At 70.2% G+C, this 22,211-nt stretch carries 20 protein-coding genes and 8 tRNA genes; 24 read left to right on the top strand and 4 right to left on the bottom strand.

Going from position 1 to position 22,211, the window contains the following annotated elements; translation table 11 throughout:
- Window positions 1-131: 131 nt before the first annotated feature.
- The 3 genes from VFQ84_RS13870 (at window position 132) to radA (ending at window position 3,339) form a co-directional block, all read left to right on the top strand.
- Window positions 132-207, top strand: a tRNA-Thr gene (locus VFQ84_RS13870).
- An 88-nt stretch (window positions 208-295) separates the two neighbouring features.
- Window positions 296-1,855 (top strand): phosphatase PAP2 family protein, encoded by a 1,560-nt coding sequence (locus VFQ84_RS13865; protein ID WP_325132218.1) that lies wholly within the window; start codon window positions 296-298, stop codon window positions 1,853-1,855.
- Between the two features lie 89 nt (window positions 1,856-1,944).
- Complete coding sequence (gene radA / locus VFQ84_RS13860; RefSeq protein WP_325132217.1) at window positions 1,945-3,339, top strand: DNA repair protein RadA; 1,395 nt, start codon at window positions 1,945-1,947, stop codon at window positions 3,337-3,339.
- Window positions 3,340-3,524: 185 nt separating this feature from the next.
- Here radA and VFQ84_RS13855 read toward each other — a convergent pair whose 3' ends face one another.
- Complete coding sequence (locus tag VFQ84_RS13855) at window positions 3,525-4,322, bottom strand: cytochrome C assembly family protein (protein WP_325132216.1); 798 nt, start codon at window positions 4,320-4,322, stop codon at window positions 3,525-3,527.
- Between the two features lie 108 nt (window positions 4,323-4,430).
- Here VFQ84_RS13855 and ffh point away from each other — a divergent pair, with 108 nt between their 5' ends.
- From ffh to VFQ84_RS13825, 6 genes are all read left to right on the top strand, one after another.
- Window positions 4,431-5,804 carry a signal recognition particle protein gene (ffh, locus tag VFQ84_RS13850; protein ID WP_325132215.1) on the top strand — a complete coding sequence of 458 codons (1,374 nt, stop codon included), beginning with the start codon at window positions 4,431-4,433 and terminating at the stop codon, window positions 5,802-5,804.
- A gap of 159 nt (window positions 5,805-5,963) precedes the next feature.
- Window positions 5,964-6,218, top strand: coding sequence for a 30S ribosomal protein S16 (gene rpsP / locus VFQ84_RS13845; protein WP_325132214.1), 255 nt, complete (start codon window positions 5,964-5,966; stop codon window positions 6,216-6,218).
- A gap of 34 nt (window positions 6,219-6,252) precedes the next feature.
- Window positions 6,253-6,759 (top strand): ribosome maturation factor RimM, encoded by a 507-nt coding sequence (gene rimM, locus VFQ84_RS13840; protein ID WP_325132213.1) that lies wholly within the window; start codon window positions 6,253-6,255, stop codon window positions 6,757-6,759.
- A gap of 20 nt (window positions 6,760-6,779) precedes the next feature.
- Complete coding sequence (gene trmD / locus VFQ84_RS13835) at window positions 6,780-7,538, top strand: tRNA (guanosine(37)-N1)-methyltransferase TrmD (protein ID WP_325132212.1); 759 nt, start codon at window positions 6,780-6,782, stop codon at window positions 7,536-7,538.
- A 126-nt stretch (window positions 7,539-7,664) separates the two neighbouring features.
- Window positions 7,665-8,030, top strand: coding sequence for a 50S ribosomal protein L19 (gene rplS / locus VFQ84_RS13830; protein WP_325132211.1), 366 nt, complete (start codon window positions 7,665-7,667; stop codon window positions 8,028-8,030).
- An 84-nt stretch (window positions 8,031-8,114) separates the two neighbouring features.
- Entirely contained in the window at window positions 8,115-8,519 is a 405-nt protein-coding gene (locus tag VFQ84_RS13825; RefSeq protein ID WP_325132210.1) for an RNA-binding S4 domain-containing protein, read from the top strand.
- Between the two features lie 18 nt (window positions 8,520-8,537).
- Here VFQ84_RS13825 and mutS read toward each other — a convergent pair whose 3' ends face one another.
- From mutS to VFQ84_RS13810, 3 genes are all read right to left on the bottom strand, one after another.
- The gene (mutS, locus tag VFQ84_RS13820; protein WP_325132209.1) at window positions 8,538-11,135 is read right to left on the bottom strand and encodes a DNA mismatch repair protein MutS; all 2,598 of its coding nucleotides are present in this window, start codon (window positions 11,133-11,135) and stop codon (window positions 8,538-8,540) included.
- Between the two features lie 128 nt (window positions 11,136-11,263).
- Window positions 11,264-12,463 carry a TonB family protein gene (locus VFQ84_RS13815; RefSeq protein ID WP_325132208.1) on the bottom strand — a complete coding sequence of 400 codons (1,200 nt, stop codon included), beginning with the start codon at window positions 12,461-12,463 and terminating at the stop codon, window positions 11,264-11,266.
- On the bottom strand, window positions 12,453-12,821 hold the full coding sequence (locus VFQ84_RS13810) for a BlaI/MecI/CopY family transcriptional regulator (protein ID WP_325132207.1): 369 nt from the start codon (window positions 12,819-12,821) through the stop codon (window positions 12,453-12,455). The genes VFQ84_RS13815 and VFQ84_RS13810 overlap by 11 nt, the downstream gene beginning before the upstream one ends.
- 117 nt (window positions 12,822-12,938) lie before the next feature.
- Here VFQ84_RS13810 and VFQ84_RS13805 point away from each other — a divergent pair, with 117 nt between their 5' ends.
- The 15 genes from VFQ84_RS13805 to clpP all read left to right on the top strand — a co-directional run bounded on the left by VFQ84_RS13805 (window position 12,939) and on the right by clpP (window position 22,198).
- Entirely contained in the window at window positions 12,939-13,445 is a 507-nt protein-coding gene (locus tag VFQ84_RS13805) for a CinA family protein (RefSeq protein WP_325132206.1), read from the top strand.
- Between the two features lie 55 nt (window positions 13,446-13,500).
- On the top strand, window positions 13,501-14,154 hold the full coding sequence (lexA, locus tag VFQ84_RS13800; protein WP_325132205.1) for a transcriptional repressor LexA: 654 nt from the start codon (window positions 13,501-13,503) through the stop codon (window positions 14,152-14,154).
- Window positions 14,155-14,336: 182 nt separating this feature from the next.
- Window positions 14,337-15,371: a recombinase RecA gene (recA, locus tag VFQ84_RS13795; RefSeq protein ID WP_325132204.1), complete on the top strand. Its 1,035-nt coding sequence runs from the start codon at window positions 14,337-14,339 to the stop codon at window positions 15,369-15,371.
- Between the two features lie 28 nt (window positions 15,372-15,399).
- Window positions 15,400-15,894, top strand: a complete 495-nt coding sequence (locus tag VFQ84_RS13790; protein ID WP_325132203.1) for a regulatory protein RecX — start codon at window positions 15,400-15,402, stop codon at window positions 15,892-15,894.
- Window positions 15,895-16,052: 158 nt separating this feature from the next.
- Window positions 16,053-18,716, top strand: coding sequence for an alanine--tRNA ligase (gene alaS, locus VFQ84_RS13785; protein ID WP_325132202.1), 2,664 nt, complete (start codon window positions 16,053-16,055; stop codon window positions 18,714-18,716).
- A 140-nt stretch (window positions 18,717-18,856) separates the two neighbouring features.
- On the top strand, window positions 18,857-19,075 hold the full coding sequence (gene csrA / locus VFQ84_RS13780) for a carbon storage regulator CsrA (protein ID WP_325132201.1): 219 nt from the start codon (window positions 18,857-18,859) through the stop codon (window positions 19,073-19,075).
- Window positions 19,076-19,130: 55 nt separating this feature from the next.
- Window positions 19,131-19,223: transfer RNA gene (locus VFQ84_RS13775), tRNA-Ser, on the top strand.
- 136 nt (window positions 19,224-19,359) lie between these two features.
- A tRNA-Arg gene (locus VFQ84_RS13770) sits at window positions 19,360-19,436 on the top strand.
- 135 nt (window positions 19,437-19,571) lie between these two features.
- A tRNA-Pro gene (locus VFQ84_RS13765) sits at window positions 19,572-19,648 on the top strand.
- A gap of 73 nt (window positions 19,649-19,721) precedes the next feature.
- Window positions 19,722-19,798, top strand: a tRNA-Arg gene (locus VFQ84_RS13760).
- A gap of 39 nt (window positions 19,799-19,837) precedes the next feature.
- Window positions 19,838-19,914: transfer RNA gene (locus VFQ84_RS13755), tRNA-His, on the top strand.
- A 53-nt stretch (window positions 19,915-19,967) separates the two neighbouring features.
- Window positions 19,968-20,043 (top strand) — tRNA-Lys (locus VFQ84_RS13750).
- Window positions 20,044-20,076: 33 nt separating this feature from the next.
- A tRNA-Leu gene (locus VFQ84_RS13745) sits at window positions 20,077-20,161 on the top strand.
- A gap of 85 nt (window positions 20,162-20,246) precedes the next feature.
- On the top strand, window positions 20,247-21,548 hold the full coding sequence (gene tig, locus VFQ84_RS13740; protein WP_325132200.1) for a trigger factor: 1,302 nt from the start codon (window positions 20,247-20,249) through the stop codon (window positions 21,546-21,548).
- Window positions 21,549-21,574: 26 nt separating this feature from the next.
- Window positions 21,575-22,198, top strand: coding sequence for an ATP-dependent Clp endopeptidase proteolytic subunit ClpP (gene clpP / locus VFQ84_RS13735; protein ID WP_325132199.1), 624 nt, complete (start codon window positions 21,575-21,577; stop codon window positions 22,196-22,198).
- Window positions 22,199-22,211: the final 13 nt, after the last annotated feature.

The following is a 22,211-nucleotide window of genomic DNA, read 5'->3' as shown; positions in this document are numbered from 1 at the left end:
GGTTCCGGGCGATGCCGCCGGCGCGCCCGGCGGCGGTCGCCGGGGCCCCGGTGGAGCGGGGCTGGCGCCGCGGGCGGACGGGCAGGGCAAATTGACCGGACAGCCCCCTCCGACTAGAATCCGCCGCTTACGCCGGAATAGCTCAGTTGGTAGAGCGGCGCATTCGTAATGCGTAGGTCGCAGGTTCGACTCCTGTTTCCGGCACCATAAAGCCCGCTCCCCGCGGGCTTTTTCGTTGGGGCGCCCAGACGGGGGGCAGGCAATGCAGTCGAGGGGTCGCCGCCAGGACGCGCCGATGCCGGCTCCGCCGGTCCGCCCGTGGGCGGCCTGGGCCATCGCCTTCCTCCTGCTGCCGGTGCTGGCCCTGTGCCTGGTCCACGCGGGCGGGCTCGACCCCTGGCTGGCCGGGCTGATGTTCGATCCGGCGTCGCCCATGGCGGAAACCATCCGTGAATCCAGCCCGCTGGTGACCTGGGGCGTGGCGGCCGCCCTGCTGCTGGCGAACCTCGCCGTGGTCCTGGTGCCCGGCTGGCGGCGCCATCGCGGCCCCGTCCGCACGGTCAGCCTGCAGTGGCTGATGCTGCTCCTGCTGTCGCTGGTCGTGCTCAGCGAAGGCCTGGGCAAGCAGTATTTCGATCGCGCACGCCCGCGCGAAACCATCGCCCTGGGGGGCGCGATGCCCTACCAGCCGATGTTCACGGCGGGCCAGGCCTTCGACGGCCAGTCGCAGATGTCCTCGCATGCCGTGGCGGCGCTGGCCTGCGCCGGTCTGTATTTCTTCCTGTTCCCGGTGCGCCGGCGCCTGGCCCGCGTCGTCCTGGTCGTCGGCCTCGCGTTTTCGGCCTGGGTGGGGATCGGGCGCATGGTCAGCGGCGCGCACTACCTGTCCGACGTGCTGCTGTCCTTCCTGCTGACGATGGCCGCGGCGATGGCGATCGCCTGGGTGGCCGCGCGCTTCGATGCGCGGGGTCGGGCGGCGGCCGTCGCGCTGGCGCTGCTGCTGGTGGCCTGGACCTGGGGCGTGGTCGGTGCCGCGCAGGTGCGGCAGTGGCGGGCATTGGACCAGGCGCTGGCGGCGGCCGCCGGCGAGGCGACCGGCACTCCGGGCCTGGTCGCGCTGCAGCGGCAGCAGGCCCGGCTTCGCCGCCAGGGCTGGCTGCTGCGCACCGCGGGCGTGTCGCCGGACGAGGCGTCGGGCGAGGCGCCCGGCGTCGCGGGCCTGCGCGACGCGCTCGCGGCACTGCCCGCCGGCACTGCGTTCCAGCTCGCGCTGGTCGACCTCCCGCCCTTTGACGCGACCGGCTACGGGGCGATCCGGGTGGCCTGCGAGGCTGCGCGGATCACGGCCATCGACCCGCAAGCGGCGTTTGCGGCCGCTGGCGCGTCGTCCACGACGGCGACGGAGGCGGCGATGGGTCAACCGACGGGCGCCATGGCGGAGGAAGCGACGAGCGAGGCCCTGCCGGCCTACCGCGTTTACCGCGGCATGGCCGGGGCGTCGGGCCGCTGCCCCGGCCTGCCGTTCGCCTACCTCGACTCGCCGCGCGCTTACCAGGTCGTCGACGGCACGCTGGGCGTGAGCGGCTGGGCCGTCGATGCGGGCAGCGAGATCGCAAGCATCGAGATCCTGCTCGACGGGCGCCCGCTCGGGCCGATCGCCTTCGGCGTCCGCCCGCTCGAGCCCGACGCCAGCTTCGCCCGGCTGGCGGTCCCGCTGGCGCGCATCGCGCCGTTCAAACACCGGCTCGCGCTCGACGACGCGCCGGCCGGTTGGCACACGCTGTCGCTGAGGACCACCAACGCCAGCGGCATCACCACGCTGACGCCACCGACCCTGGTCCGGATCACCTACTGACTGCGCTCGACCACGACGGGCCGGAATCTTCTCGTCTCCTGAGACCCGGCTCGGTTAGATTCAAACTTTCCCGCGAGCATCCCCGACCCATGGCCAAGGCCAAGACCGCCTACGTGTGCACCGACTGCGGTGCGTCTTCCAGCAAGTGGCAGGGCCAGTGCGGCGAGTGCGGCGCCTGGAACACGCTCAGCGAATTCGTGGTCGAGCCCGCCAGCGGCGGCAAGGGCGCCGCCGCGCCCGCGCGCCAGGGCGGCTGGGCCGGGCGCCCCGAGGCCGCCGGCGTGGTGGCGCTCAAGGACGTCAGCCAGGACGCCGAGCAGCGCGTGTCCACCACCATCGGCGAGCTCGACCGCGTGCTGGGCGGCGGCCTGGTCGAGGGCTCGGTGGTGCTGGTGGGCGGCGACCCGGGCATCGGCAAGTCCACCCTGCTGCTGCAGGCGCTGGCGCTGATGTCGGCCCGGGTGCCGGCGCTGTACGTCACCGGCGAGGAAAGCCTGGCCCAGGTCGCCGGCCGCGCCCAGCGCCTCGGGCTGCCGCTCGACAACCTGCACGCGCTGGCGGAAACCTGCGTCGAGAAGATCCTCGGCCAGGCCGCCTCGGCGCGGCCCGCGCCCAAGCTGTTGGTGGCCGACTCGATCCAGACCCTCTGGAGCGAACTGCTCACCGCCGCGCCCGGCTCGGTCAGCCAGGTGCGCGAAAGCGCCGCGCGCCTGGTGCGCTTCGCCAAGGAAACCGGCACCAGCGTGTTCCTGGTCGGCCACGTCACCAAGGAAGGCGGCATCGCCGGCCCGCGCGTGCTCGAGCACATGGTCGACGCCGTGCTGTATTTCGAAGGCGAATCCGGCAGCCGCTTCCGCGTGCTGCGCGCGTTCAAGAACCGCTTCGGCGCGGTGAACGAGCTGGGCGTGTTCGCGATGGGCGACAAGGGCCTGCGCGAAGTCCCGAATCCGTCCGCGATCTTCCTGTCCGGCAGCAGCACGGCCCAGCCCGGCAGTGCGGTGATGGTGACGCGCGAGGGCACGCGCCCGCTGCTGGTCGAGGTGCAGGCGCTGGTGGACAGCTCGCCCCTGTCGAATCCGCGCCGCGTGGCGCTGGGCCTGGAGCAGAACCGCCTGGCCATGCTGCTGGCGGTGCTGCATCGCCACGGCGGCGTGGTCACCGGCGACCAGGACGTATTCGTGAACGTGGTCGGCGGCATCCGCGTGCAGGAAACCGCGGCCGACCTGCCGGTGCTGCTGGCGGTGCTGAGCTCGCTGCGCGACCGCCCGCTGGCCGATAAGACCGTGGCTTTCGGCGAAGTGGGCCTGAGCGGCGAGATCCGCCCGGTCCCCAACGGCGAGGAGCGCCTCAAGGAAGCCGCGACCCACGGCTTCAGGCGCGCCATCGTGCCCAAGGCCAACGCGCCGAAGAAGGGCGCCTACAAGGATCTCGAAGTCATCGCCGTCGAGCGCCTGTCCGAGGCCCTCGAAGCCGCTGCCGAGTAATCGCGGTGCGGGGGGCTTTGGCGCGAGCTTGGTGCCAAGGGCTTTTTGACGCGCATTTACGCGGATAAACGCGGATAGAGCAAAAAAAGTGGTTGGCTTTTAGGTGGGTTGGCCGGGCCGCCGCGGCCCACTCCAGCCTTTGCTCTATCCGCGTTTATCCGCGTAAATCCGCGTCCAACGCCTCTCTAGAACCTGTGCAGCACCAGTTCGTAAACGAACTTGCTGCCGAAGAAGGCCAGCAGCAGCAGCGCCATCGCCACCAGGGTCAGCTTCACCGCGCGCGGGCCGCGCCAGCCCCAGCGCCAGCGGCCGAACAGCAGCGCGCCCAGCACGCCCCAGGACAGGATCGACAGCACGGTCTTGTGGCCCAGGTCCTGCGCGAACAGGTCATCGACGAACAGCACGCCGGTGAGCAGGGTCAGGCTGAGCAGGCCGAAGCCGGCGCCCAGGCAGCGGAACAGCAGCGTTTCCATCTGCGTCAGGGGCGGCAGCACGCGCAGCCAGCCGCCCAGGTGGCGCTGGCGCAGGGCGCGGTCCTGGAACCAGAGCATCAGCGCCAGCAGCGTCGCCACCGCCAGCGTGGCGTAGGCCAGCAGCGCCAGCAGCGCGTGCAGCTGCAGCGGCCAGCCCAACGACTGCCGCGGCATGCCGCCGCCGAAGCCGGCATAGGCCAGCAGCACCGCCGCGGCGAGCGGGAACACGATGATGCCCAGCGCCTCGATCCGCTGCGCCGGGCCCAGCGCCGTGGTCAGCGCGGCCATGCCCAGGCCGACCAACGACAGCGCCGCGAAGAAGTGCAGGTCGGCGCTGCCGAGCAGGCGCCAGGCGATGACGTGCACGCCGGCGTGCAGCAGCACCGCAGGCACCGCCAGCAGCAGCCAGCGCCGGGAGCCGGGGTGCGGGCCCTGGGCGTGCCCCGCCAACTGGTGGCTGGCCAGGCCGTAGAGGAGGGTGGCGATCACGGCGAAGGCGAGGGCGGTCATGGCCTGAGTTTGGCACAGCCCGCCAAAGGTGAGAACCATTCTCGACTGGCGGGTCGCGACGGGCGCCCGCGCTATACTTCGCGCCCCATACGCCAGACGCCCAGCCCCATGTTCGAGTCGCTTACCCAACGCCTGTCCGGCACGCTGCAGCGCCTGCGCGGCCGTGGCCGGCTGACCGAGGAAAACATCCGCGAGGCCACCCGCGAGGTGCGCATCGCCCTGCTCGAGGCCGACGTGGCGCTGCCGGTCGTCACCGCCCTGGTCGAGCGCATCAAGGTGCGCGCCGTCGGCCAGGAAGTGCTCACCAGCCTGACCCCGGGCCAGGCCCTGATCAAGGTCGTGCGCGACGAGATGGCGGCGGTGATGGGTTCGGCCGCGTCCGAGCTCAACCTCAACGTGCCGGCGCCGGCGATCGTCCTGATGGCCGGCCTGCAGGGCGCGGGCAAGACCACCACGGTGGGCAAGCTCGCCAAGCACCTGAAGGAGCGCAAAAAGAAGAAGGTGATGGTGGTCTCGGCCGACGTTTACCGCCCGGCCGCGATCGAGCAGCTGCGCACGCTGGCCCAGCAGGTCGACGTGCTGTTCTTCCCGTCCAGCGCCGACCAGAAGCCCGTGGACATCGTCCGTGCCGCCATCGACGACGCCCGCAAGAGCTTCGTGGACGTGCTGCTCGTCGACACCGCCGGCCGCCTGGCGATCGACGAGGCGATGATGGCCGAGATCCAGGCCCTGCACGCCGCGATCAACCCGGTCGAGACCCTGTTCGTGGTCGACGCCATGACCGGCCAGGACGCCGCCAACACCGCCAAGGCCTTCAGCGAGGCGCTGCCGCTGACCGGCGTGGTGCTGACCAAGACCGACGGCGACGCCCGTGGCGGCGCCGCCCTCAGCGTCCGCTACATCACCGGCAAGCCGATCAAGTTCGTGGGCGTCGGCGAAAAGCCCGACGGCCTCGACGTGTTCCACCCGGACCGTGCCGCCAGCCGCATCCTGGACATGGGCGACGTGCTGTCACTGGTCGAGCAGGTCGAGCAGCAGGTCGACAAGGACAAGGCCCAGAAGCTGGCCGAGAAGGTCGCCAAGGGCAAGAAGTTCGACCTCAACGACATGAAGGACCAGTTCGAGCAGATGCAGAACATGGGCGGCCTGTCGGGCCTCATGGACAAGCTGCCGGGCATGGGCCAGGTCCCCGACCACGTCAAGGCCCAGGTCACCGGCAAGGAAATCCCCCGGATGGTGGCCATCATCAATTCGATGACCAGGAAGGAGCGCCGCAACCCCGGCCTGCTCAACGGCTCCCGCCGGGCCCGCATCGCCCGGGGCTCGGGCACCACCCCGGCCGACGTGAACAAGCTCCTCAAGCAGTTCCAGCAGATGGAAAAGATGATGTCCAAGCTGTCCCAGGGCGGCATGAAGGGCATGCTGCGGGGCATGAAGGGGCTGATGGGTGGCGGTTTCCCCGGGCGTTTCCCCGGCCGCTGAGGCGGGCGCCAGCGGCCGGTCCGGCGCGGGGCAGGGGCCCGGCGGGCACTGGGTGCGGCCGCAAGGGTTTCCTTCGGGCCGACAAGGGGTTAGAATTCGCGATTCCCCCGGCCGGTTGCGGTCGGGTTTACTGTTTCAGAACCGTAGAGCTGAATTCACATGGTCAAGATCCGCCTGGCCCGCGGTGGCGCCAAGAAGCGCCCCTTCTACCACATCGTCGTCACCGACCAGCGCAACAAGCGCGATGGCCGTTCGATCGAGCGCCTGGGTTACTACAACCCGATCGCGACGCCGACCGAGCAGCGCGTGGTGCTCGACACCGAGCGCGTCAAGCACTGGGTTTCGCACGGCGCGCAGCTGACCGACAAGGTCCGCGTGCTGTTCAAGGAAGCTTCGGCCCAGGCTTCGGCCTGAGCCCCTGGCCTCGCCCCGCGCGAGGCCTGACGTCATGCGCACCGATCGCCGCATCCTGCTGGGCAGGGTCGCCGGCGACTTCGGCGTCCGGGGTGAGCTGAAACTGCTCTCCTGGACCGATCCCCGCGACGCCATCTTCAAGTACCAGCCCTGGATCCTTCGTGCCGGCGATGCCGAGCGCGAGGTTTCCGGCGTGCGCGGCCGCGACACCGGCAAGCTGGTCATCGCCAGCTTCCCGGGCGTCGAGAACCGCGAGCAGGCCGAAGCCCTCAAGGGTGCCGAGATCTGGGTGCTGCGCAGCCAGCTGCCCGCGCCCAAGCCCGGCGAGTACTACTGGGTCGACCTGGAAGGCCTGGCCGTGCGCAACCTCGAGGGCGTCGACTTCGGCCGCGTTTCCCACCTGTTCGACACCGGCGCCAACCCGGTGCTGGTCGCGGTGGGCGAGCGCGAACGCCTGGTGCCCTTCGTCATGGACCAGTACGTGAAGTCCGTGGACTTCGACGCCGGCCTGGTCGTGGTCGACTGGGACCCGGACTTCTGAGCCCGGCCCCGGGCCGCGCCATGCGCATCGACGTCGTCACCCTGTTCCCCGATTTCATCCGCGAGTCCGCCGCGCTGGGCGTGGTCGGGCGCGCGCAGGAACGCGGCCTGCTGGCCGTGCACGGCTGGAACCCGCGCGACTACGCCACCGACAACTACCGCCGGGTCGACCAGCGCCCCTTCGGCGGCGGCCCCGGCATGCTGATGCTGGCCGAACCGCTGGGCGCCTGCCTGGCGGCGGCCCGGGCGGCCGATCCGGCGCCGGCGAAGGTCATCTACCTCAGCCCCCAGGGCGAGCGCCTGACCCAGGCCAAGGTGCGGCAGCTGGCCGCCGAGCCCCGCCTGATCCTGCTCTGCGGCCGCTACGAGGGCCTGGACGAGCGCTTCATCGAACGCGAGGTGGACGAGGAGCTGTCGATCGGCGACTACGTCCTGTCCGGCGGCGAGCTGGCCGCGGCCGTGCTGGTCGACGCCGTCGGCCGGCTGCAGGAGGGCGCCCTGAACCACGCCGACTCGGCCACCCAGGATAGCTTCGAGGACGGCCTGCTGGACTGCCCGCACTACACGCGGTCCGAAGCGGCCGGCACCGAGGGCGTGCCGCCGGTCCTGCTGTCCGGCGACCACGCCGCCATCGCCCGCTGGCGCCGCCAGCAGAGCCTGGGCCGAACCTGGCTGCGGCGCCCGGACCTGCTGGGCCGGGCCGTGCTGGACCCGGCCGACCGGGTCGCGCTGGCCGCCTTCATCGCCCAGTGGCGGGCCGATCACCCGGCGGGCGGCTAAGGCCTTCCCCTTCAAGGGCTTGGCGGGCTATACTTGCGAGCTGCTTTACCGAGGTAGAGCACTTAAGCCAAGCACGGTTACGGGCCTCTGGCGCGCAGATCAAACAACTATCAAAGGCGTGTAACCATGAATTTCCTCCAGCAGTTCGAGCAAGAGCAGTCGCAGCGCAAGCTGCCCGAGTTCAGCCCCGGCGACACCGTCGTGGTGAACGTCAAGGTCAAGGAAGGCAACCGCGAGCGCGTCCAGGCCTATGAAGGCGTGGTCATCGCGATCAAGAACGCCGGCCTCAACTCCGCCTTCACCGTGCGCAAGATCTCGCATGGTTTCGGCGTCGAGCGCGTGTTCCAGACCCACAGCCCGGTGATCGACTCGCTGACCGTCAAGCGTCGCGGCAAGGTCCGCGCCGGCAAGCTGTACTACCTGCGTGGCCTGGAAGGCAAGAAGGCGCGCATCAAGGAAGACCTGGCGGCCACGGCCCGCAGCAAGGACTGAGTCCTGCGCAGCCCGACGCGAACGGCCGCCCTTGGGCGGCCGTTTTCGTTGGTGGGGCCTGCACGCGCGGCGCTAGGATGGGACATGCAAACACCGGAAACGCTGGCCGCCGTGCGGCTCGACATCTGGCTCTGGGCGGCACGCTTCTTCAAGACGCGTGCGCTGGCCAAGCAAGCCATCGAAGGCGGCAAGGTCGAGGTCGCGGGGCAGGGCGCGAAGGCCTCGCGCCTGCTCAAGGGCGGCGAACAGCTGCGGCTGCGCCGCGGCGAAGACGTCTTCGAAGTGCAGGTGCTGGCGCTGAGCGAACGCCGCGGCCCGGCGCCGGTGGCGCAGGCGCTTTACGCCGAATCCGAGGCCTCGCGCGAGGCGCGGCTGCGGCTGGCCGACGAACGCCGCGCGGCCAGTGCCGGCTACCGTGCGCCCGCCGGCAAGCCCGACAAGCGCGCGCGTCGCCTGATCCAGGCCCTGGGCGACCTCGACGCGCTGTAGGCCGCGCGCGGCCGGCGCTCAGCGCAGCAGCTTCAGCCGGTACAGCGCTTCCAGCGCCTGCTTGGGCGTGAGCTCGTCCGGGTCGATCGCGGCCAGTGCCTCCAGGGCCGGCGAGGGCGCGGGCGCGAACAGGCCGAACTGCTGCGGCGCCGCCAGCGCCGCCGGGCTCATGTCCGCTACCGCGTGCGGCGCGCCGCGCTGCTCGAGCTCGGCCAGGGTGCGCCGGGCCTGTTCGACCACGGTGCGCGGCAGGCCGGCCAGCGCCGCCACCTGCAGGCCGAAGCTGCGGTTGGCCGGGCCGTCCTTGACGGCGTGCATGAACACCAGCCGGTCGCCGTGCTCGATCGCGTCCAGGTGGACGTTGGCGATGCCGCTGCCAGGTTCGGCCAGCGCGGTCAGCTCGAAATAGTGGGTCGCGAACAGCGTGTAGGCGCGGTTGACGTGCGCCAGGTGGCGGGCGCAGGCCTCGGCCAGGGCCAGGCCGTCGTAGGTGGAGGTGCCGCGGCCGATCTCGTCCATCAGCACCAGCGAGTTCGCGGTGGCGTGGTGGAGGATGTAGCTGGTCTCGGCCATCTCGACCATGAAGGTGGACTGGCCACGCGCCAGGTCGTCACCGGCGCCGATGCGGGTCAGGATGCGGTCGATCGGGCCGATCACGGCGCGCGCCGCCGGCACGAAGCTGCCGACGTGGGCCAGCAGCACGATCAGCGCGTTCTGGCGCATGTAGGTGCTCTTGCCGCCCATGTTCGGGCCGGTGATGACCAGCATGCGGCGGCCGCTTCCGTCGGCCTGGTCGTCCAGCACCAGGTCGTTGGGCTCGAACGGCTCGCTGCGCACCGCCTCGACCACCGGGTGGCGGCCGCGCTCGATCCGCAGGCCGGGCGCATCGGTCAGCTCGGGCCGGGACCAGTCCAGGGCCTGGGCGCGTTCGGCGAAGGCGGCCAGCACGTCCAGTTCGGCCAGCGCCGCGGCGCAGCGCTTGAGCGACGCCAGGCGTTCGTTGAGCGCGTCCAGCAGCTGTTCGTACAGCAGCTTCTCGCGCGCCAGCGAGCGTTCGCGCGCGCTCAGGACCTTGTCTTCGAAGGCCTTGAGTTCCTCGGTGATGTAGCGCTCGGCGCCGGTCAGGGTCTGGCGGCGCGTGTAGTGCGTCGGCGCACGGTTCGACTGCCCCTTGCTGATCTCGATGAAATAGCCGTGCACGCGGTTGTAGCCGACCTTGAGCGTGGCGATGCCGGTGGCGGCGCGCTCGCGGGCCTCCAGGTCGACCAGGAACTGATCGGCGGTGGTCGACAGCGTGCGCAGTTCGTCGAGCTCGGCGTCGAAGCCTTCGGCGATGACGCCGCCGTCGCGCAGCAGCACCGGCGGCTGCGGGACGATCGCCGAGGCGAGCAGGGCGGCGTGGCCGGCATGTTCGCCCAGCTCGTCGGCCAGCGCCTGCAGGCGCGGCGAGTCCAGCGGCGCCAGCACCGCGCGCAGCGCCGGCAGCATGCCCAGGCCGTCGCGCAGGGTGGACAGGTCGCGCGGACGCGCCGAGCGCAGCGCCACGCGCGAAAGGATGCGTTCGACGTCGCCCAGGCCGCGGAAACGCTCGCGCAGGTCGTCGCCGGCGCCGGAGGCGATGAAGGTGGCCACGGCGTGGTGGCGTTCGCCCAGCACGCGGCGGTCGCGCAGCGGGCGGTTGAGCCAGCGCCGCAGCAGGCGGCCGCCCATCGGGCTGATGCTGGCGTCGAGCACGCCCAGCAGGGTGTGTTCGATGCGGCCGTCGGTGCGGCTGTCGAGCTCGAGGTGGCGGCGGGTGGCGGCGTTGATGGCGATGCCGTCGTCGGCCGACTCGAAGGCGATGGCGGTCAGGTGCGGCAGCCGCTGCTTCTGCGTTTCCTCGACGTAGGCAAGCAGGGCGCCGGCGGCGCCGATCGCCAGCGGCTTGTCCTCGAGCCCGAAGCCGGTGAGGTCGTGCAGGGCGAAGAAACGCAGCAGCTGGCGCCGGCAGGCATCGGCGTCGAAGCCCCAGGGCGGCCGCCGGCGCAGGCCGGGCAGGGTGGCCACGGCCGTCGGCCAGCCGTCCTCGTCGGGCAGCAGGATCTCGGCGGGGTCCAGCCGGGCCAGTTCGGCCGTCAGTTGGTCCTCGGTGCCGACCTCGGACACCAGGAAACGGCCGCCGGCCAGGTCGGCCCAGGCCAGGCCGTAGCCGCCCTTGCCGCGGGAGATCGCCAGCAGCAGAGTGTCGCGGCGCTCCTGCAGCAGGGCCTCGTCGGTGACGGTGCCCGGGGTGACGATGCGCACGACCTTGCGTTCGACCAGCCCCTTGGACGCCGCCGGGTCGCCGATCTGTTCGCAGATCGCGACCGATTCGCCCAGCGCCACCAGCCTGGCCAGGTAGCCCTCCATCGCGTGCACCGGCACGCCGGCCATCGGGATCGGCGCGCCAGCGGACGCGCCGCGCTGGGTCAGGGTGATGTCGAGCAGGCGCGCGGCCTTGCGCGCGTCGTCGTAGAACAGCTCGTAGAAGTCGCCCATCCGGAAGAACAGCAGGATGTCGGGATGCTCCGCCTTGGCGGCGAAGAACTGCTTCATCAGCGGGGTGTGGGCGGGAGCGTTCGAATCAGGCGTGGACATGAAGGCGGACAGTCAGGGGGAGGGCGGCGAAAGGCTTGCCGCCGGACTGCCGCATTGTGCCGCATGCGATGCATGGGCGGGCCGCTGCCCGGCAGGCTGGCCGGCGCCGGCCAGCCTGCCGCGACGGATTACAGTGGCGCGGAGGCCTCGTCCTTTTTGTCGGGGCTGAAGTTGACCGGCACGCGCACCCAGCCTTCGACCTTCTCGCCGGTGGCGCCGTTGCGGCCCGCGTTGAAGCGCCACTTCCACGCCGCGTCCACCGCCAGCTGGTCGAACACGCCGCCGGGCGAAGACTGGCTCACCTTGATTTCCTTGGGCACGCCGTCCGTGCCCACCAGCACGTCCAGCACCACCAGGCCGCCCAGGCCCTTGGCGGCGGCCTCGGCCGGATAGGCCGGCGGCGTCAGCACGTCGACATCGGCCACCGTCGACAAGGGCTTGGCGGCGGCATCATCCGCGGGCGCCGCAGGCTGCGCCGCCCAGGCGGCCAGGCAGGTGCCGGCGGCCAGCGTGGCGACCAGGGCGGAGGCCAGGCGACGGCGCCGCAGGCCGGGCAAGGGGTGCTTGAGCATGCTGATTCTCTCCTTCAGGGGATGGCTGGACTGCCAGTGGCAGCCCACGGGAAGGCCGAAACCGGCCAGTTGGGTCTTGAGCATCGCTTCGCCGTAGCTGCGCCGCGCGGCCGGGAACCGCGCGATGACGGACGCGTCGCAGGCCAGTTCCTGGTCGAAGCGGAAGCGTGTGGCCGCGACGTGCACCAGCGGGTGGAACCAGAAGACGCAGCGCAGCAGCGTCGCCAGCCCCTGGGCGGGGATGTCGCCGCGGCTGATGTGGAGCTGCTCGTGGGCGAGGACCAGGCGCTGCTCGTCGGGCGTGTAGCGCGCGGCGAAATCCAGCGGCAGCACGATCCGCGGCCGCAGCAGGCCGGTGACGGCGGGCGTCGCCCACGCGGAGGTGTCGGTGGGCTGGCCCGGCGCGCGCCGGATGCTGCGCTGGAAGCGTCGCTGCCGCACGACCATCAGCAGCGCCAGCGCGCCGGCGCCGGCCAGCCACAGGCCCAGCAGCGCCGGGGCCAGCGAGCGGGTGGCTTCCGCGCTGGGCAGGGCCGCGAACAGCGCCGGGACCTCGGCCACCGCCTGCGTCGGCGCCGCGCTGCGCGCCGGCACCAGCACGGCCAGCACCGCCAGCGGCACGGTCGCCCAGAGCGCATACGCCGCGCCCGCACCGAACCGATGCCGCAGCGTCCGGCGCAGGGCCAGGACCGCGACCAGGGCGAGCGTCAGGGCCAGGGTGGCCTGGATCAATTCGAGCAGGGCGTCACTGGCCATCGTCGAGCTCCTCCAGCAGGCGCTTCACGTCGTCGAGGTCCTTGCGCGAGAGCGCGTGGCGCTCGGTGAAGTGGGCGATCAGCGGCGCCAGGCGACCGTCGAATACCCGATCGAGCAGGTGGCTGCTCTGGCCGTGGACCCAGGCCTCGCGGGTGAGCACCGGCGCGTAGCTGAAGCGCCGGCCGTCCTTGGTGGCGCGCACGGCGCCCTTCTTCACCAGGCGGCCGAGCAGGGTCTTGATGGTGGACGCCTGCCAGTCCTGCTCGCGGGCGAGCTCGGCCACCACGTCCTCCGAACTGCGGGGGCTGTCGCGCCAGAGCACGGCCATGACGATGCTTTCGGCTTCGCTGATCTGCATGTTTTCGTCTACAGGTGTAATCCGGACTTCAGATTACAGATGTAATCGGCCCTGTCAAGCGGGTGCCCTGTCGACGCGCCGGTGGCGGGTCCCGGCGCCGGCGACTAGGCTAGGCGCATGGACTCGACACGACGGCCCGAAGACGACCTGCTGCACGACCTGGCCGGGCAGGTGGGCGCCCTGCTGCAGGAAAAGCACCTGATGCTGGCCACCGCGGAAAGCTGCACCGGCGGCTGGATCGCGAAGATGATCACCGACATTCCGGGCTGTTCGGCCTGGTTCGACTGCGGCATGGCGGCCTACAGCTACGAAGCCAAGCAGGCGCTGCTGGGCGTGCGCCCGGAGACCCTGGTCGAGCACGGCGCGGTCAGCCGCGAGACCGTCACCGAGATGGTGTCGGGCGCCCTGGTCACCTCGGGCGCCAGCATCGCGGTCGCGGTCACCGGCATCGCCGGCCCCACCGGCGGCAGCCCCGGCAAGCCGGTCGGCACGGTTTGGCTGGGCTGGAAGCGGCGCGGCGGCTACCCCAAGGCCGAGCTGTTCCACTTCGAAGGCGACCGCGAGGCGGTGCGCCGGCAGACCGTGGAGGCCGCGCTGCGCGGCCTGCTGGAGCTGGCCCGCTAGCCGGCGGAAAAAAGGCTTGACAGCCGGGGCGGGGTCATTAGTAGTATTACTACTAATGGACATCACCGACACCCAGCAGGCCATCCTGGCCATGATCACCGAGCGCATCGCGGCCGACGGCGTCCCGCCGTCCCAGGTCGAGATCGCCCACGCCTTCGGCTTCAAGGGCGTGCGCGCCGCGCAATACCACCTCGAGGCCCTCGAGCAGGCCGGCGCCATCCGCCGCGTGCCGGGGCAGGCGCGCGGCATCCGCCTGGTCGCGCCCGAGGGGCTCCCCGACGTGTCGTCCCCGGCGGCGGACCTCGTCCCCGCCGCCGGGGACGACCTCCTTCGCCTGCCCGTGTTGGGCCAGGTCGCCGCCGGCCTGCCCATCGGCGCCGACGCCGGCCTTCACGACATGGTGCTGCTCGATCGCGTCTTCTTCTCGCCGGCACCCGACTACCTGCTCAAGGTCAAGGGCGACTCCATGCGCGACGAAGGCATCCTGCACGGCGACCTGATCGGCGTGCACCGTACCCGTGACGCGCGCAGCGGCCAGATCGTGGTCGCCCGCATCGATGAGGAAATCACCGTGAAACTGCTCAAGATCGGCAAGGACGGCATCCGCCTCCTGCCCCGCAATCCCGACTTCGCCCCCATCGTCGTCAAGCCCGACCAGGACTTCGCGGTCGAAGGCCTGTACTGCGGCCTCGTAAGGCCGAACCGTTGAGTTTCGGTGGCAAGAAGTCGGGCCCGAAGAAGTCGCTTTCCCTACAGCGCATCGAGGCGGAAACCGCTGCCGCCGATGCGCGCGAACCCGCAGATTCAGGGTCCGCGGAACGTTCTCAGTCCGTGAGACCCCGCCCCGCTAACCTCGCTGCACCTGACAACAAACCCCCGAGGAACCCCACGATGGACGAGAACAAGAAGCGCGCCCTCACCGCTGCCCTGGGCCAGATCGAGAAGCAGTTCGGCAAGGGCGCCGTCATGCGCATGGGCGACAAGAGCACCGAGCCGGCCGAGGTCATCGGCACCGGTTCGCTGATGCTCGACATCGCGCTCGGCATCGGCGGCCTGCCCAAGGGGCGCGTCATCGAGATCTACGGCCCCGAGTCCTCGGGCAAGACCACGCTGACCCTGCAGGCCATCGCCGAGTGCCAGAAGGCCGGCGGCACCGCGGCCTTCATCGACGCCGAGCACGCGCTCGACCCGACCTATGCGGTCAAGCTGGGCGTCAATATCGACGACCTGCTGGTCAGCCAGCCCGACACCGGCGAGCAGGCGCTCGAGATCGCCGACATGCTGGTGCGCTCGAACTCGGTCGACATGGTCGTGGTCGACTCCGTCGCCGCGCTCACCCCGCGCGCCGAGATCGAGGGCGAGATGGGCGACCAGCTGCCGGGCCTGCAGGCCCGCCTGATGAGCCAGGCCCTGCGCAAGCTCACCGGCAACATCAAGCGCAGCAACTGCATGGTCATCTTCATCAACCAGCTGCGCATGAAGATCGGCGTGATGATGCCGGGCCAGAGCCCGGAAGTGACCACCGGTGGCAACGCGCTCAAGTTCTACGCCTCGGTGCGCCTGGACATCCGCCGCATCGGCTCGGTCAAGAAGGGCGAGGAAGTGATCGGCAACCAGACCAAGATCAAGGTGGTCAAGAACAAGATGGCGCCGCCGTTCAAGATCATCGTCACCGAGATCCTCTACGGCCAGGGCATCAGCCGCGAGGGCGAGATCATCGACATGGGCGTGGACGCCAAGCTCATCGAGAAGGCGGGCGCCTGGTACAGCTACAACGGCGACCGCATCGGCCAGGGCAAGGAGAACGTCCGCCAGTGGCTCAAGGAGAACCCGGCCGTGGCCAAGGATCTCGAGGCCAAGCTGCGCGAGAAGTTCGTCCCGGGCCTGGTGATCGGCGACGAGAACGCCGAGCCGGCCGAGGCCTGAGCCCCGGCGTCGGCCGGGGACGTCCACCATGGGCTTCGGTGACGCGTCCGGCCGCGCCCGGCCGGATGCCTACCAGAAGGCGCTGGAGCTGCTGGTCCGGCGGGAGCATTCCCGCCGTGACCTCAAGCGCAAGCTGGGCCTGCGCGGCGCCGACCCGGAGGAGGCCGAGGCCGCCATCGAAAAACTGGCCGGGCTGGGCTACCAGGACGACCTCAGGTTCGCTACCGCCTTCGCGCGAGACCGGGCCCATGCGGGTTATGGGCCGGTGCGGATCCGCCAGGAGCTGGCCGGCCACGGCCTGCCCGCGGCCGAGGTCGAGCAGGCTATCGAGGCCTGTGAAACCGACTGGCCCGCCTCGGCGCGGGCCCTGATCGACAAGCGCTTCCGGCCCGAGGTCCTCGCCGACCCGGGCAAGCGGCGCAAGGCGGTCGATTTCCTGCTGCGGCGGGGCTTCGACCAGGACAGCGCCTGGGGCGCGGTCCGCGACCGCGCCGCGGACGAGGACGACGGCGGCTTCTTCTAGCCGTCCGCGCCCGCCGGGTGCCGGCCCCCCGTCGCGGGCTGTTAATCTTGGCAGCCACGCCATCCGGTGGTGATCCCCGGTTCCGCCCCCATCCCGGGGTGGGGCGGGTGCGTCGCGCCGTGGCCCTGACTCCAAGTTCCCAGAGCCTTTCGCCGTCCATGACCAAGACCAGCAACCAGATCCGCCGGGATTTCCTGGAGTTCTTCCGCTCCAAGGGCCACGAAATCGTCCCCTCGAGCCCGCTCGTGCCGGGCAACGACCCGACGCTGTTGTTCACCAATGCCGGCATGGTGCAGTTCAAGGACGTGTTCCTGGGCGCCGAGAAGCGCAGCTACGCGCGGGCCGTCAGCTCGCAGCGCTGCGTGCGCGCCGGCGGCAAGCACAACGACCTCGACCAGGTCGGCTACACCGCGCGCCACCACACCTTCTTCGAGATGCTGGGCAACTTCAGCTTCGGCGACTATTTCAAGCACGAGGCCATCACCTACGCCTGGCAGTTGCTTACCGAAGTCTGGAAGCTGCCCGCCGAGCGCTTGCTGGTCACCGTCTACCACACCGACGACGAGGCCTACGACATCTGGAACAAGGTGGTCGGCCTGCCGCCCGAGCGCATCATCCGCATCGGCGACAACAAGGGCGCGCCCTACGCCAGCGACAACTTCTGGCAGATGGCCGACACCGGCCCCTGCGGCCCGTGCTCCGAGATCTTCTACGACCACGGCGACCACATCGCCGGGGGTCCGCCGGGCAGCCCGGACGAGGACGGCGATCGTTTCATCGAGATCTGGAACAACGTCTTCATGCAGTACGACCGCCAGGCCGACGGCACCCTGGTGCCGCTGCCGGCGCCCTGCGTCGACACCGGCATGGGCCTGGAGCGGATCGCGGCCGTGCTGCAGCACGTGCACAGCAACTACGAGATCGACCTGTTCCAGCACCTGATCAAGGCCGCGGCCGCGATCACGTCCACCGCCGATCTCGAACACAAGTCGCTGCGCGTCATCGCCGACCACATCCGTGCCTGCAGCTTCCTGGTGGTCGACGGCGTGCTGCCCTCGAACGAAGGCCGCGGCTACGTCCTGCGCCGCATCATCCGCCGCGCCATCCGCCATTTCTGGAAGCTCGACGGCCTCAGCGCCGACGGCCAGTTCTGGCGCATGGTGCAGCCGCTGGTCGAAGTGATGGGCGAGGCCTATCCCGAGCTGGCCGCCAAGCAGAAGCTGGTGGAGCAGGCGCTGAAGGGCGAGGAGGCCGCGTTCGCTCAGACGCTGGAGGCCGGCATGGCGCGCCTGCAGGACTACCTGGCCGCCTCCGGCAACCGCATCCGCGGCGAGCAGCTGTTCCAGCTGCACGACACCTACGGCTGCCCGCCGGACCTGATCGCCGACCTGCTGCGCGAGAACGCCGACAAGGGCTGGGCCCTGGCCGACGGTGCGCTGGCCGAGTACGAGGCGTCGATGGACCAGCAGCGCGACCGCGCCCGCGCCGCCAGCAAGTTCGCCGGCGGCACCGCGCTTCCCGCCGACCTGATCGCCAGCCTGCGGCCGACCGAATTCCTGGGCTACGAGTCGCTCGACGCCGACGGCTGCCGCATCGTCGCCATCGTCCGCGACGGCAAGCCGGTGCCGTCGCTGGCGGTGGGCGAGGAGGCCGTGGTGCTGCTCGACCACACGCCGTTCTACGCCGAGTCGGGCGGCCAGGTCGGCGACGCCGGCCAGCTGCTCGATCCCGCGGGCAACCGCTTCGAGGTGCGCGACACGCTCAAGCTCTCCGGGGCCTTCCACGGCCACCTGGGCCGCCTCTCGGGCGGCGCCCTGAAGGTCGGCGACCGCGTCTCGGCGCGCGTCGACGAGGCGCGCCGCCAGGCCACGGTGCTCAACCACTCGGCCACCCACCTCCTGCACGCCGCGCTGCGCCAGGTGCTCGGTGACCACGTCACGCAGAAGGGTTCGCTGGTCGCGCCCGATCGCCTGCGCTTCGACTTCTCGCACTTCCAGGCCATCCCGGCCGCCGACCTGGCCCGTATCGAGGCGATGGTCAACGCCGAGATCCGCCGCAACGCCGAGGCCGAAGTGCACCACATGGGCATGCAGGAAGCGCTCGATTTCGGCGCCATGGCGCTGTTCGGCGAGAAGTACGGCGAGCACGTGCGCGTGCTTCGCATGGGCGAGTTCTCGACCGAGCTGTGCGGCGGTACCCACGTCCACCACACCGGCGACATCGGCGTCTTCAAGATCATCTCGGAAGGCGGCGTGGCGGCCGGCGTGCGCCGCATCGAAGCGGTGACGGGCGAGGGCGCGCTGGCCCATATCGCGGCCGAAGAGCGCCGCCTGGAAGAGGCGGCCGCGCTGCTGGGCGGCAACGCCGCCGACGTCGTCGAGAAACTGCGCCAGCTGCTCGATCGCCAGAAGAAGCTCGAGCGCGAACTCGAATCGCTCAAGGCCAAGGCCGCCGCGGGCGCCACCGCCGATCTCGCGGCGTCCGCGCCCGAGGTGGCGGGCACCAAGGTGGTCGCCGCGCGCCTGGAGGGACTGGACGCCAAGTCGCTGCGCGACGCCGTCGACCAGCTCAAGGCGCGCCTGGGCGACGCCGTGATCGTGCTGGCCTCGGCCGAGGGCGGCAAGGCCTCGCTGGTCGCGGGCGTGCAGGGCAGGGCGCTGGGCAAGGTCAAGGCGGGCGAGCTGCTGGCGCACGTCGCCGCGCAGATCGGCGGCAAGGGCGGCGGCCGCCCCGACATGGCCCAGGGCGGCGGACCGGACGGCCCGGCGCTGGTGGCGGCGCTGCAGGCGGTGCCGGCCTGGGTCGCCGAGCGCGTGGGCTGAGCCGGCGGAGGCGGGGGCTTCGTTGCACCCCGCCCGGCAGCGCACTACCATCGGTAAGCGCCGCAATCTTGCGGCCTGGGAACCGCGCGCAGCCAATGGGTCGCGCGGGCCGGTGCAGGGACGTATCGGGAGGGAGAGCGATGCTTATTTTGACGCGAAGGGTGGGAGAAACCCTGATGATCGGTGACTCGGTCACCGTCACGGTGCTGGGCGTCAAGGGCAACCAGGTGCGCATCGGCATCACGGCGCCCAAGGACGTCGCCGTGCATCGCGAGGAAATCTTCCAGCGCATCCAGAAGGACGACGGCGAGGCGCCCGCGGGCGCCGGCGCCGATGCGGGTTTACCGAAGCCCGATTGAAAGGCTATCCTATGCGGCCGGTTTCGCCCGAAAGGTCAAAACCGGTGTCCGTCACGGAGTGATGCCCGAGTGGCCGAAGGGGCTCCCCTGCTAAGGGAGTATCGGGTCAAAAGCCTGATCGAGGGTTCGAATCCCTCTCACTCCGCCAGGTCGGAATCGCCGCCTCCAAGGCGGCCTTCCACCGGCGGCGAAGTTGCAACCAAGGTGTGTTTGGGTGGCCCGCGGTTTTGTTTCATCGCAGGCATTGACGGCATCGCCGCCGTCCCCCATAATTTCGCTTCTGCGCGCCCGTAGCTCAGCTGGATAGAGCACCAGGCTACGAACTTGGTGGTCGGGAGTTCGAATCTCTCCGGGCGCGCCACTCTTCGGCAAACAGGGTGCTTCGGCACCCTTTTTGTTCGGCGGCCAAGGCCTTCGGTGCATTGCACCCCCGGCCGCGGCAGCCGTAAAGTTGTAACTCGTGCGGCGCGCCTCTCCGGGTGCCGGGTTCCACCGCCGGGGTATAGCTCAGCCTGGTAGAGCGCCAGCTTTGGGAGCTGGATGTCGTGGGTTCGAATCCCTCTGCCCCGACCAGGCCAGCTTTCCCGGTGTCAGCGGCAACCGCGCATGGAAGCGGGCGGACGTCGTCGGGTTATCATCCCGGCAGGCGCCCGTAGCTCAACTGGATAGAGCACCGGCCTTCTAAGCCGGCGGTTGCAGGTTCGATTCCTGCCGGGCGCGCCAGGCCGGGAGGGGTGGAGCAGGGTTCAGGTTCACAATGTGGTGGATGTAGCTCAGCTGGTTAGAGCATCGGATTGTGATTCCGAGGGTCGCGGGTTCGAGTCCCGTCTTCCACCCCAGTTCCGAGCGCGGCATAATGCCGCGTCGCAAGCCGCTTCGGCGGGAAGATTACGGGCCGTTAGCTCAGTTGGTAGAGCAGTTGACTCTTAATCAATAGGTCGAAGGTTCGAATCCTTCACGGCCCACCAATCTTCCCGATTGAATCGATACCGCGCGGCAATGCGAAAGTGGCGGAACTGGTAGACGCGCTGGATTTAGGTTCCAGTGGGGCAACCCGTGAGAGTTCGAGTCTCTCCTTTCGCACCATCCGGCAACGGAGGCGCGGGGATGATTCGGGGCTCTGCGGGTTTTTTCATTTTCGCGCCCGGGAACGGCGCGGTCAGGAGTTGACATGCAAGTTTCGCTCGAGAACACCGCCAACCTGGAACGCCGCCTCACCATCAGCCTGCCGGCCGAACGCCTCGACGACGTCGTCGGCAAGCGCCTGGTCGAGATCGCGCGCACGGCCAACATCAAGGGTTTCCGCAAGGGCAAGGTGCCTGCCAAGGTCATCGAGCAGCGCTTCGGTCCCCAGGTCCGCAACGAAGCCTACGGCGAGCTGGTCCGTGAAAGCTTCGGCGAAGCCCTGCGCGAGCAGAAGCTGCTGGTCGCCGGCAACCCCGAGCTCAAGGCCGACCCGGCCGCCGACGCCGGCGAAATCCGCTTCACCGCGACCTTCGAGGTCGTGCCCGATTTCGGCACCATCGACCCGAAGCAGCTCAAGATCGTCCGTGCCACCTCGGCCATCGACGAGACCGACATCGACGGCATGATCGAAACCCTGCGCGCGCAGCGCCGAACCTGGGTCGAAGTGTCGCGTCCGGCGCAGCCGGGCGACCTGCTGGCGGTCGAGACCGTCGCCACCAGCGGCGAGCTGCGCATGCCGCCGGAAGGCAGCGACAAGGGCAACACCGTGCTGGGCTCGGCGGTGATGCTGCCCGAGATCGAGACCGCGCTGGCCGGCATGTCCGCCGGCGAAGAGCGCGAGATCGACATGACCTTCCCGGCCGACTGGCGCGCCACCGACCTGGCCGGCAAGGCCGCCAAGGTCATGCTCAAGGTGCACAAGGTGTCCGAGCCGCACCTGCCCGAGATCGACGAGGCGTTCGTCAAGAGCTTTGGCATCAAGGGCGGCAAGATCGAACAGTTCCGCAAGGAAGTGCGCGCCAACCTCGAGCGCGAGCTCAAGGGCACCCTGATGGCCCGCCTGCGCGCCGAAGTCGCGACCAAGCTGGTCGAGGCCTTCAGCAGCGTCGAGCTGCCGCCGCGCCTGGTCCAGGCCGAGGCCCGCAACATGGCCGCCGCCGCCGAGCAGCAGGCGCGCCAGCAGGGCAATGCCAACGCCAAGGCCGACCCGGAGCAGTTCATGGCCGCCGCCCGCAACCGCGTGGCCGCCGGCCTGCTGGTGGGCGAAGTCGCCCGCCAGAACGAGCTGCGCCTCGACCCCAAGCGCCTGAACGAGACCCTGCAGCTGATCGCCTCCACCTACGAGGAGCCCGAGCAGGTCGTTGAACTCTATCGGAACGACCCCAACCTCATGTCCAGCCTGCGCAACCGGGTGATGGAGGAGCAGGTGATCGACTGGATCGCCGAGCGCGCCGAAGCCACCGAACAGGCGCTGAGCTTCACCGAACTGATGCGCCCGGCCGCGTAAGCTCGGCCAAAACGGAGGAACGTCGCATGGAACCGATCAAGGGCTTGAACCTGGTGCCGATGGTGGTCGAACAGACCAGCCGCGGCGAGCGGGCGTATGACATCTACTCGCGCCTGCTCAAGGAGCGGGTGATCTTCCTGGTCGGCCCCATCGACGACTACATGGCGAACGTGATCGTCGCCCAGCTGCTGTTCCTCGAGGCCGAGAACCCCGAGAAGGACATCAGCCTGTACATCAACTCGCCGGGCGGCGTGGTCACGGCCGGCATGGCGATCTACGACACCATGCGCTTCATCAAGCCCGACGTGAGCACCATCTGCGTCGGCCAGGCCGCCAGCATGGGCTCGTTCCTGCTGGCCGCGGGCGCCAAGGGCAAGCGCTACATCCTCCCGAACTCGCGGGTGATGATCCACCAGCCCTCGGGCGGCGCCCAGGGCCAGGCCAGCGACATCGCGATCCAGGCCAAGGAGATCCTGTTCCTGCGCGAGCGCCTGAACAAGGAGCTGGCCGACAACACCGGGCAGCCGATCGAGAAGATCGAGCGCGACGTCGAGCGCGACTACTTCATGTCCGCCGAAGAGGCCAAGGCCTACGGCGTGGTCGACGCGGTCATCAGCTCGCGTCCCGAAGACACCGTCCAGGCCGGTTGATCCCCGGCCGAAA

This window comes from Arenimonas sp. (genome assembly GCF_035721105.1).
Lineage (GTDB): Bacteria > Pseudomonadota > Gammaproteobacteria > Xanthomonadales > Xanthomonadaceae > Arenimonas.
The sequence above is the reverse complement of the archived record's forward strand: the minus strand, read 5'-3'. Positions and strand labels throughout refer to the sequence as shown.

What these genes read in the sequence shown, in the direction of transcription:
- VFQ84_RS13865 (WP_325132218.1), top strand. Translation starts at nt 296, where the DNA reads ATGCCGGCTCCGCCGGTCCGCCCGTGGGCGGCCTGGGCCATCGCCTTC.
- radA (WP_325132217.1), top strand. Translation starts at nt 1,945, where the DNA reads ATGGCCAAGGCCAAGACCGCCTACGTGTGCACCGACTGCGGTGCGTCT.
- VFQ84_RS13855 (WP_325132216.1), bottom strand. Translation starts at nt 4,322, where the DNA reads ATGACCGCCCTCGCCTTCGCCGTGATCGCCACCCTCCTCTACGGCCTG.
- ffh (WP_325132215.1), top strand. Translation starts at nt 4,431, where the DNA reads ATGTTCGAGTCGCTTACCCAACGCCTGTCCGGCACGCTGCAGCGCCTG.
- rpsP (WP_325132214.1), top strand. Translation starts at nt 5,964, where the DNA reads ATGGTCAAGATCCGCCTGGCCCGCGGTGGCGCCAAGAAGCGCCCCTTC.
- rimM (WP_325132213.1), top strand. Translation starts at nt 6,253, where the DNA reads ATGCGCACCGATCGCCGCATCCTGCTGGGCAGGGTCGCCGGCGACTTC.
- trmD (WP_325132212.1), top strand. Translation starts at nt 6,780, where the DNA reads ATGCGCATCGACGTCGTCACCCTGTTCCCCGATTTCATCCGCGAGTCC.
- rplS (WP_325132211.1), top strand. Translation starts at nt 7,665, where the DNA reads ATGAATTTCCTCCAGCAGTTCGAGCAAGAGCAGTCGCAGCGCAAGCTG.
- VFQ84_RS13825 (WP_325132210.1), top strand. Translation starts at nt 8,115, where the DNA reads ATGCAAACACCGGAAACGCTGGCCGCCGTGCGGCTCGACATCTGGCTC.
- mutS (WP_325132209.1), bottom strand. Translation starts at nt 11,135, where the DNA reads ATGTCCACGCCTGATTCGAACGCTCCCGCCCACACCCCGCTGATGAAG.
- VFQ84_RS13815 (WP_325132208.1), bottom strand. Translation starts at nt 12,463, where the DNA reads ATGGCCAGTGACGCCCTGCTCGAATTGATCCAGGCCACCCTGGCCCTG.
- VFQ84_RS13810 (WP_325132207.1), bottom strand. Translation starts at nt 12,821, where the DNA reads ATGCAGATCAGCGAAGCCGAAAGCATCGTCATGGCCGTGCTCTGGCGC.
- VFQ84_RS13805 (WP_325132206.1), top strand. Translation starts at nt 12,939, where the DNA reads ATGGACTCGACACGACGGCCCGAAGACGACCTGCTGCACGACCTGGCC.
- lexA (WP_325132205.1), top strand. Translation starts at nt 13,501, where the DNA reads ATGGACATCACCGACACCCAGCAGGCCATCCTGGCCATGATCACCGAG.
- recA (WP_325132204.1), top strand. Translation starts at nt 14,337, where the DNA reads ATGGACGAGAACAAGAAGCGCGCCCTCACCGCTGCCCTGGGCCAGATC.
- VFQ84_RS13790 (WP_325132203.1), top strand. Translation starts at nt 15,400, where the DNA reads ATGGGCTTCGGTGACGCGTCCGGCCGCGCCCGGCCGGATGCCTACCAG.
- alaS (WP_325132202.1), top strand. Translation starts at nt 16,053, where the DNA reads ATGACCAAGACCAGCAACCAGATCCGCCGGGATTTCCTGGAGTTCTTC.
- csrA (WP_325132201.1), top strand. Translation starts at nt 18,857, where the DNA reads ATGCTTATTTTGACGCGAAGGGTGGGAGAAACCCTGATGATCGGTGAC.
- tig (WP_325132200.1), top strand. Translation starts at nt 20,247, where the DNA reads ATGCAAGTTTCGCTCGAGAACACCGCCAACCTGGAACGCCGCCTCACC.
- clpP (WP_325132199.1), top strand. Translation starts at nt 21,575, where the DNA reads ATGGAACCGATCAAGGGCTTGAACCTGGTGCCGATGGTGGTCGAACAG.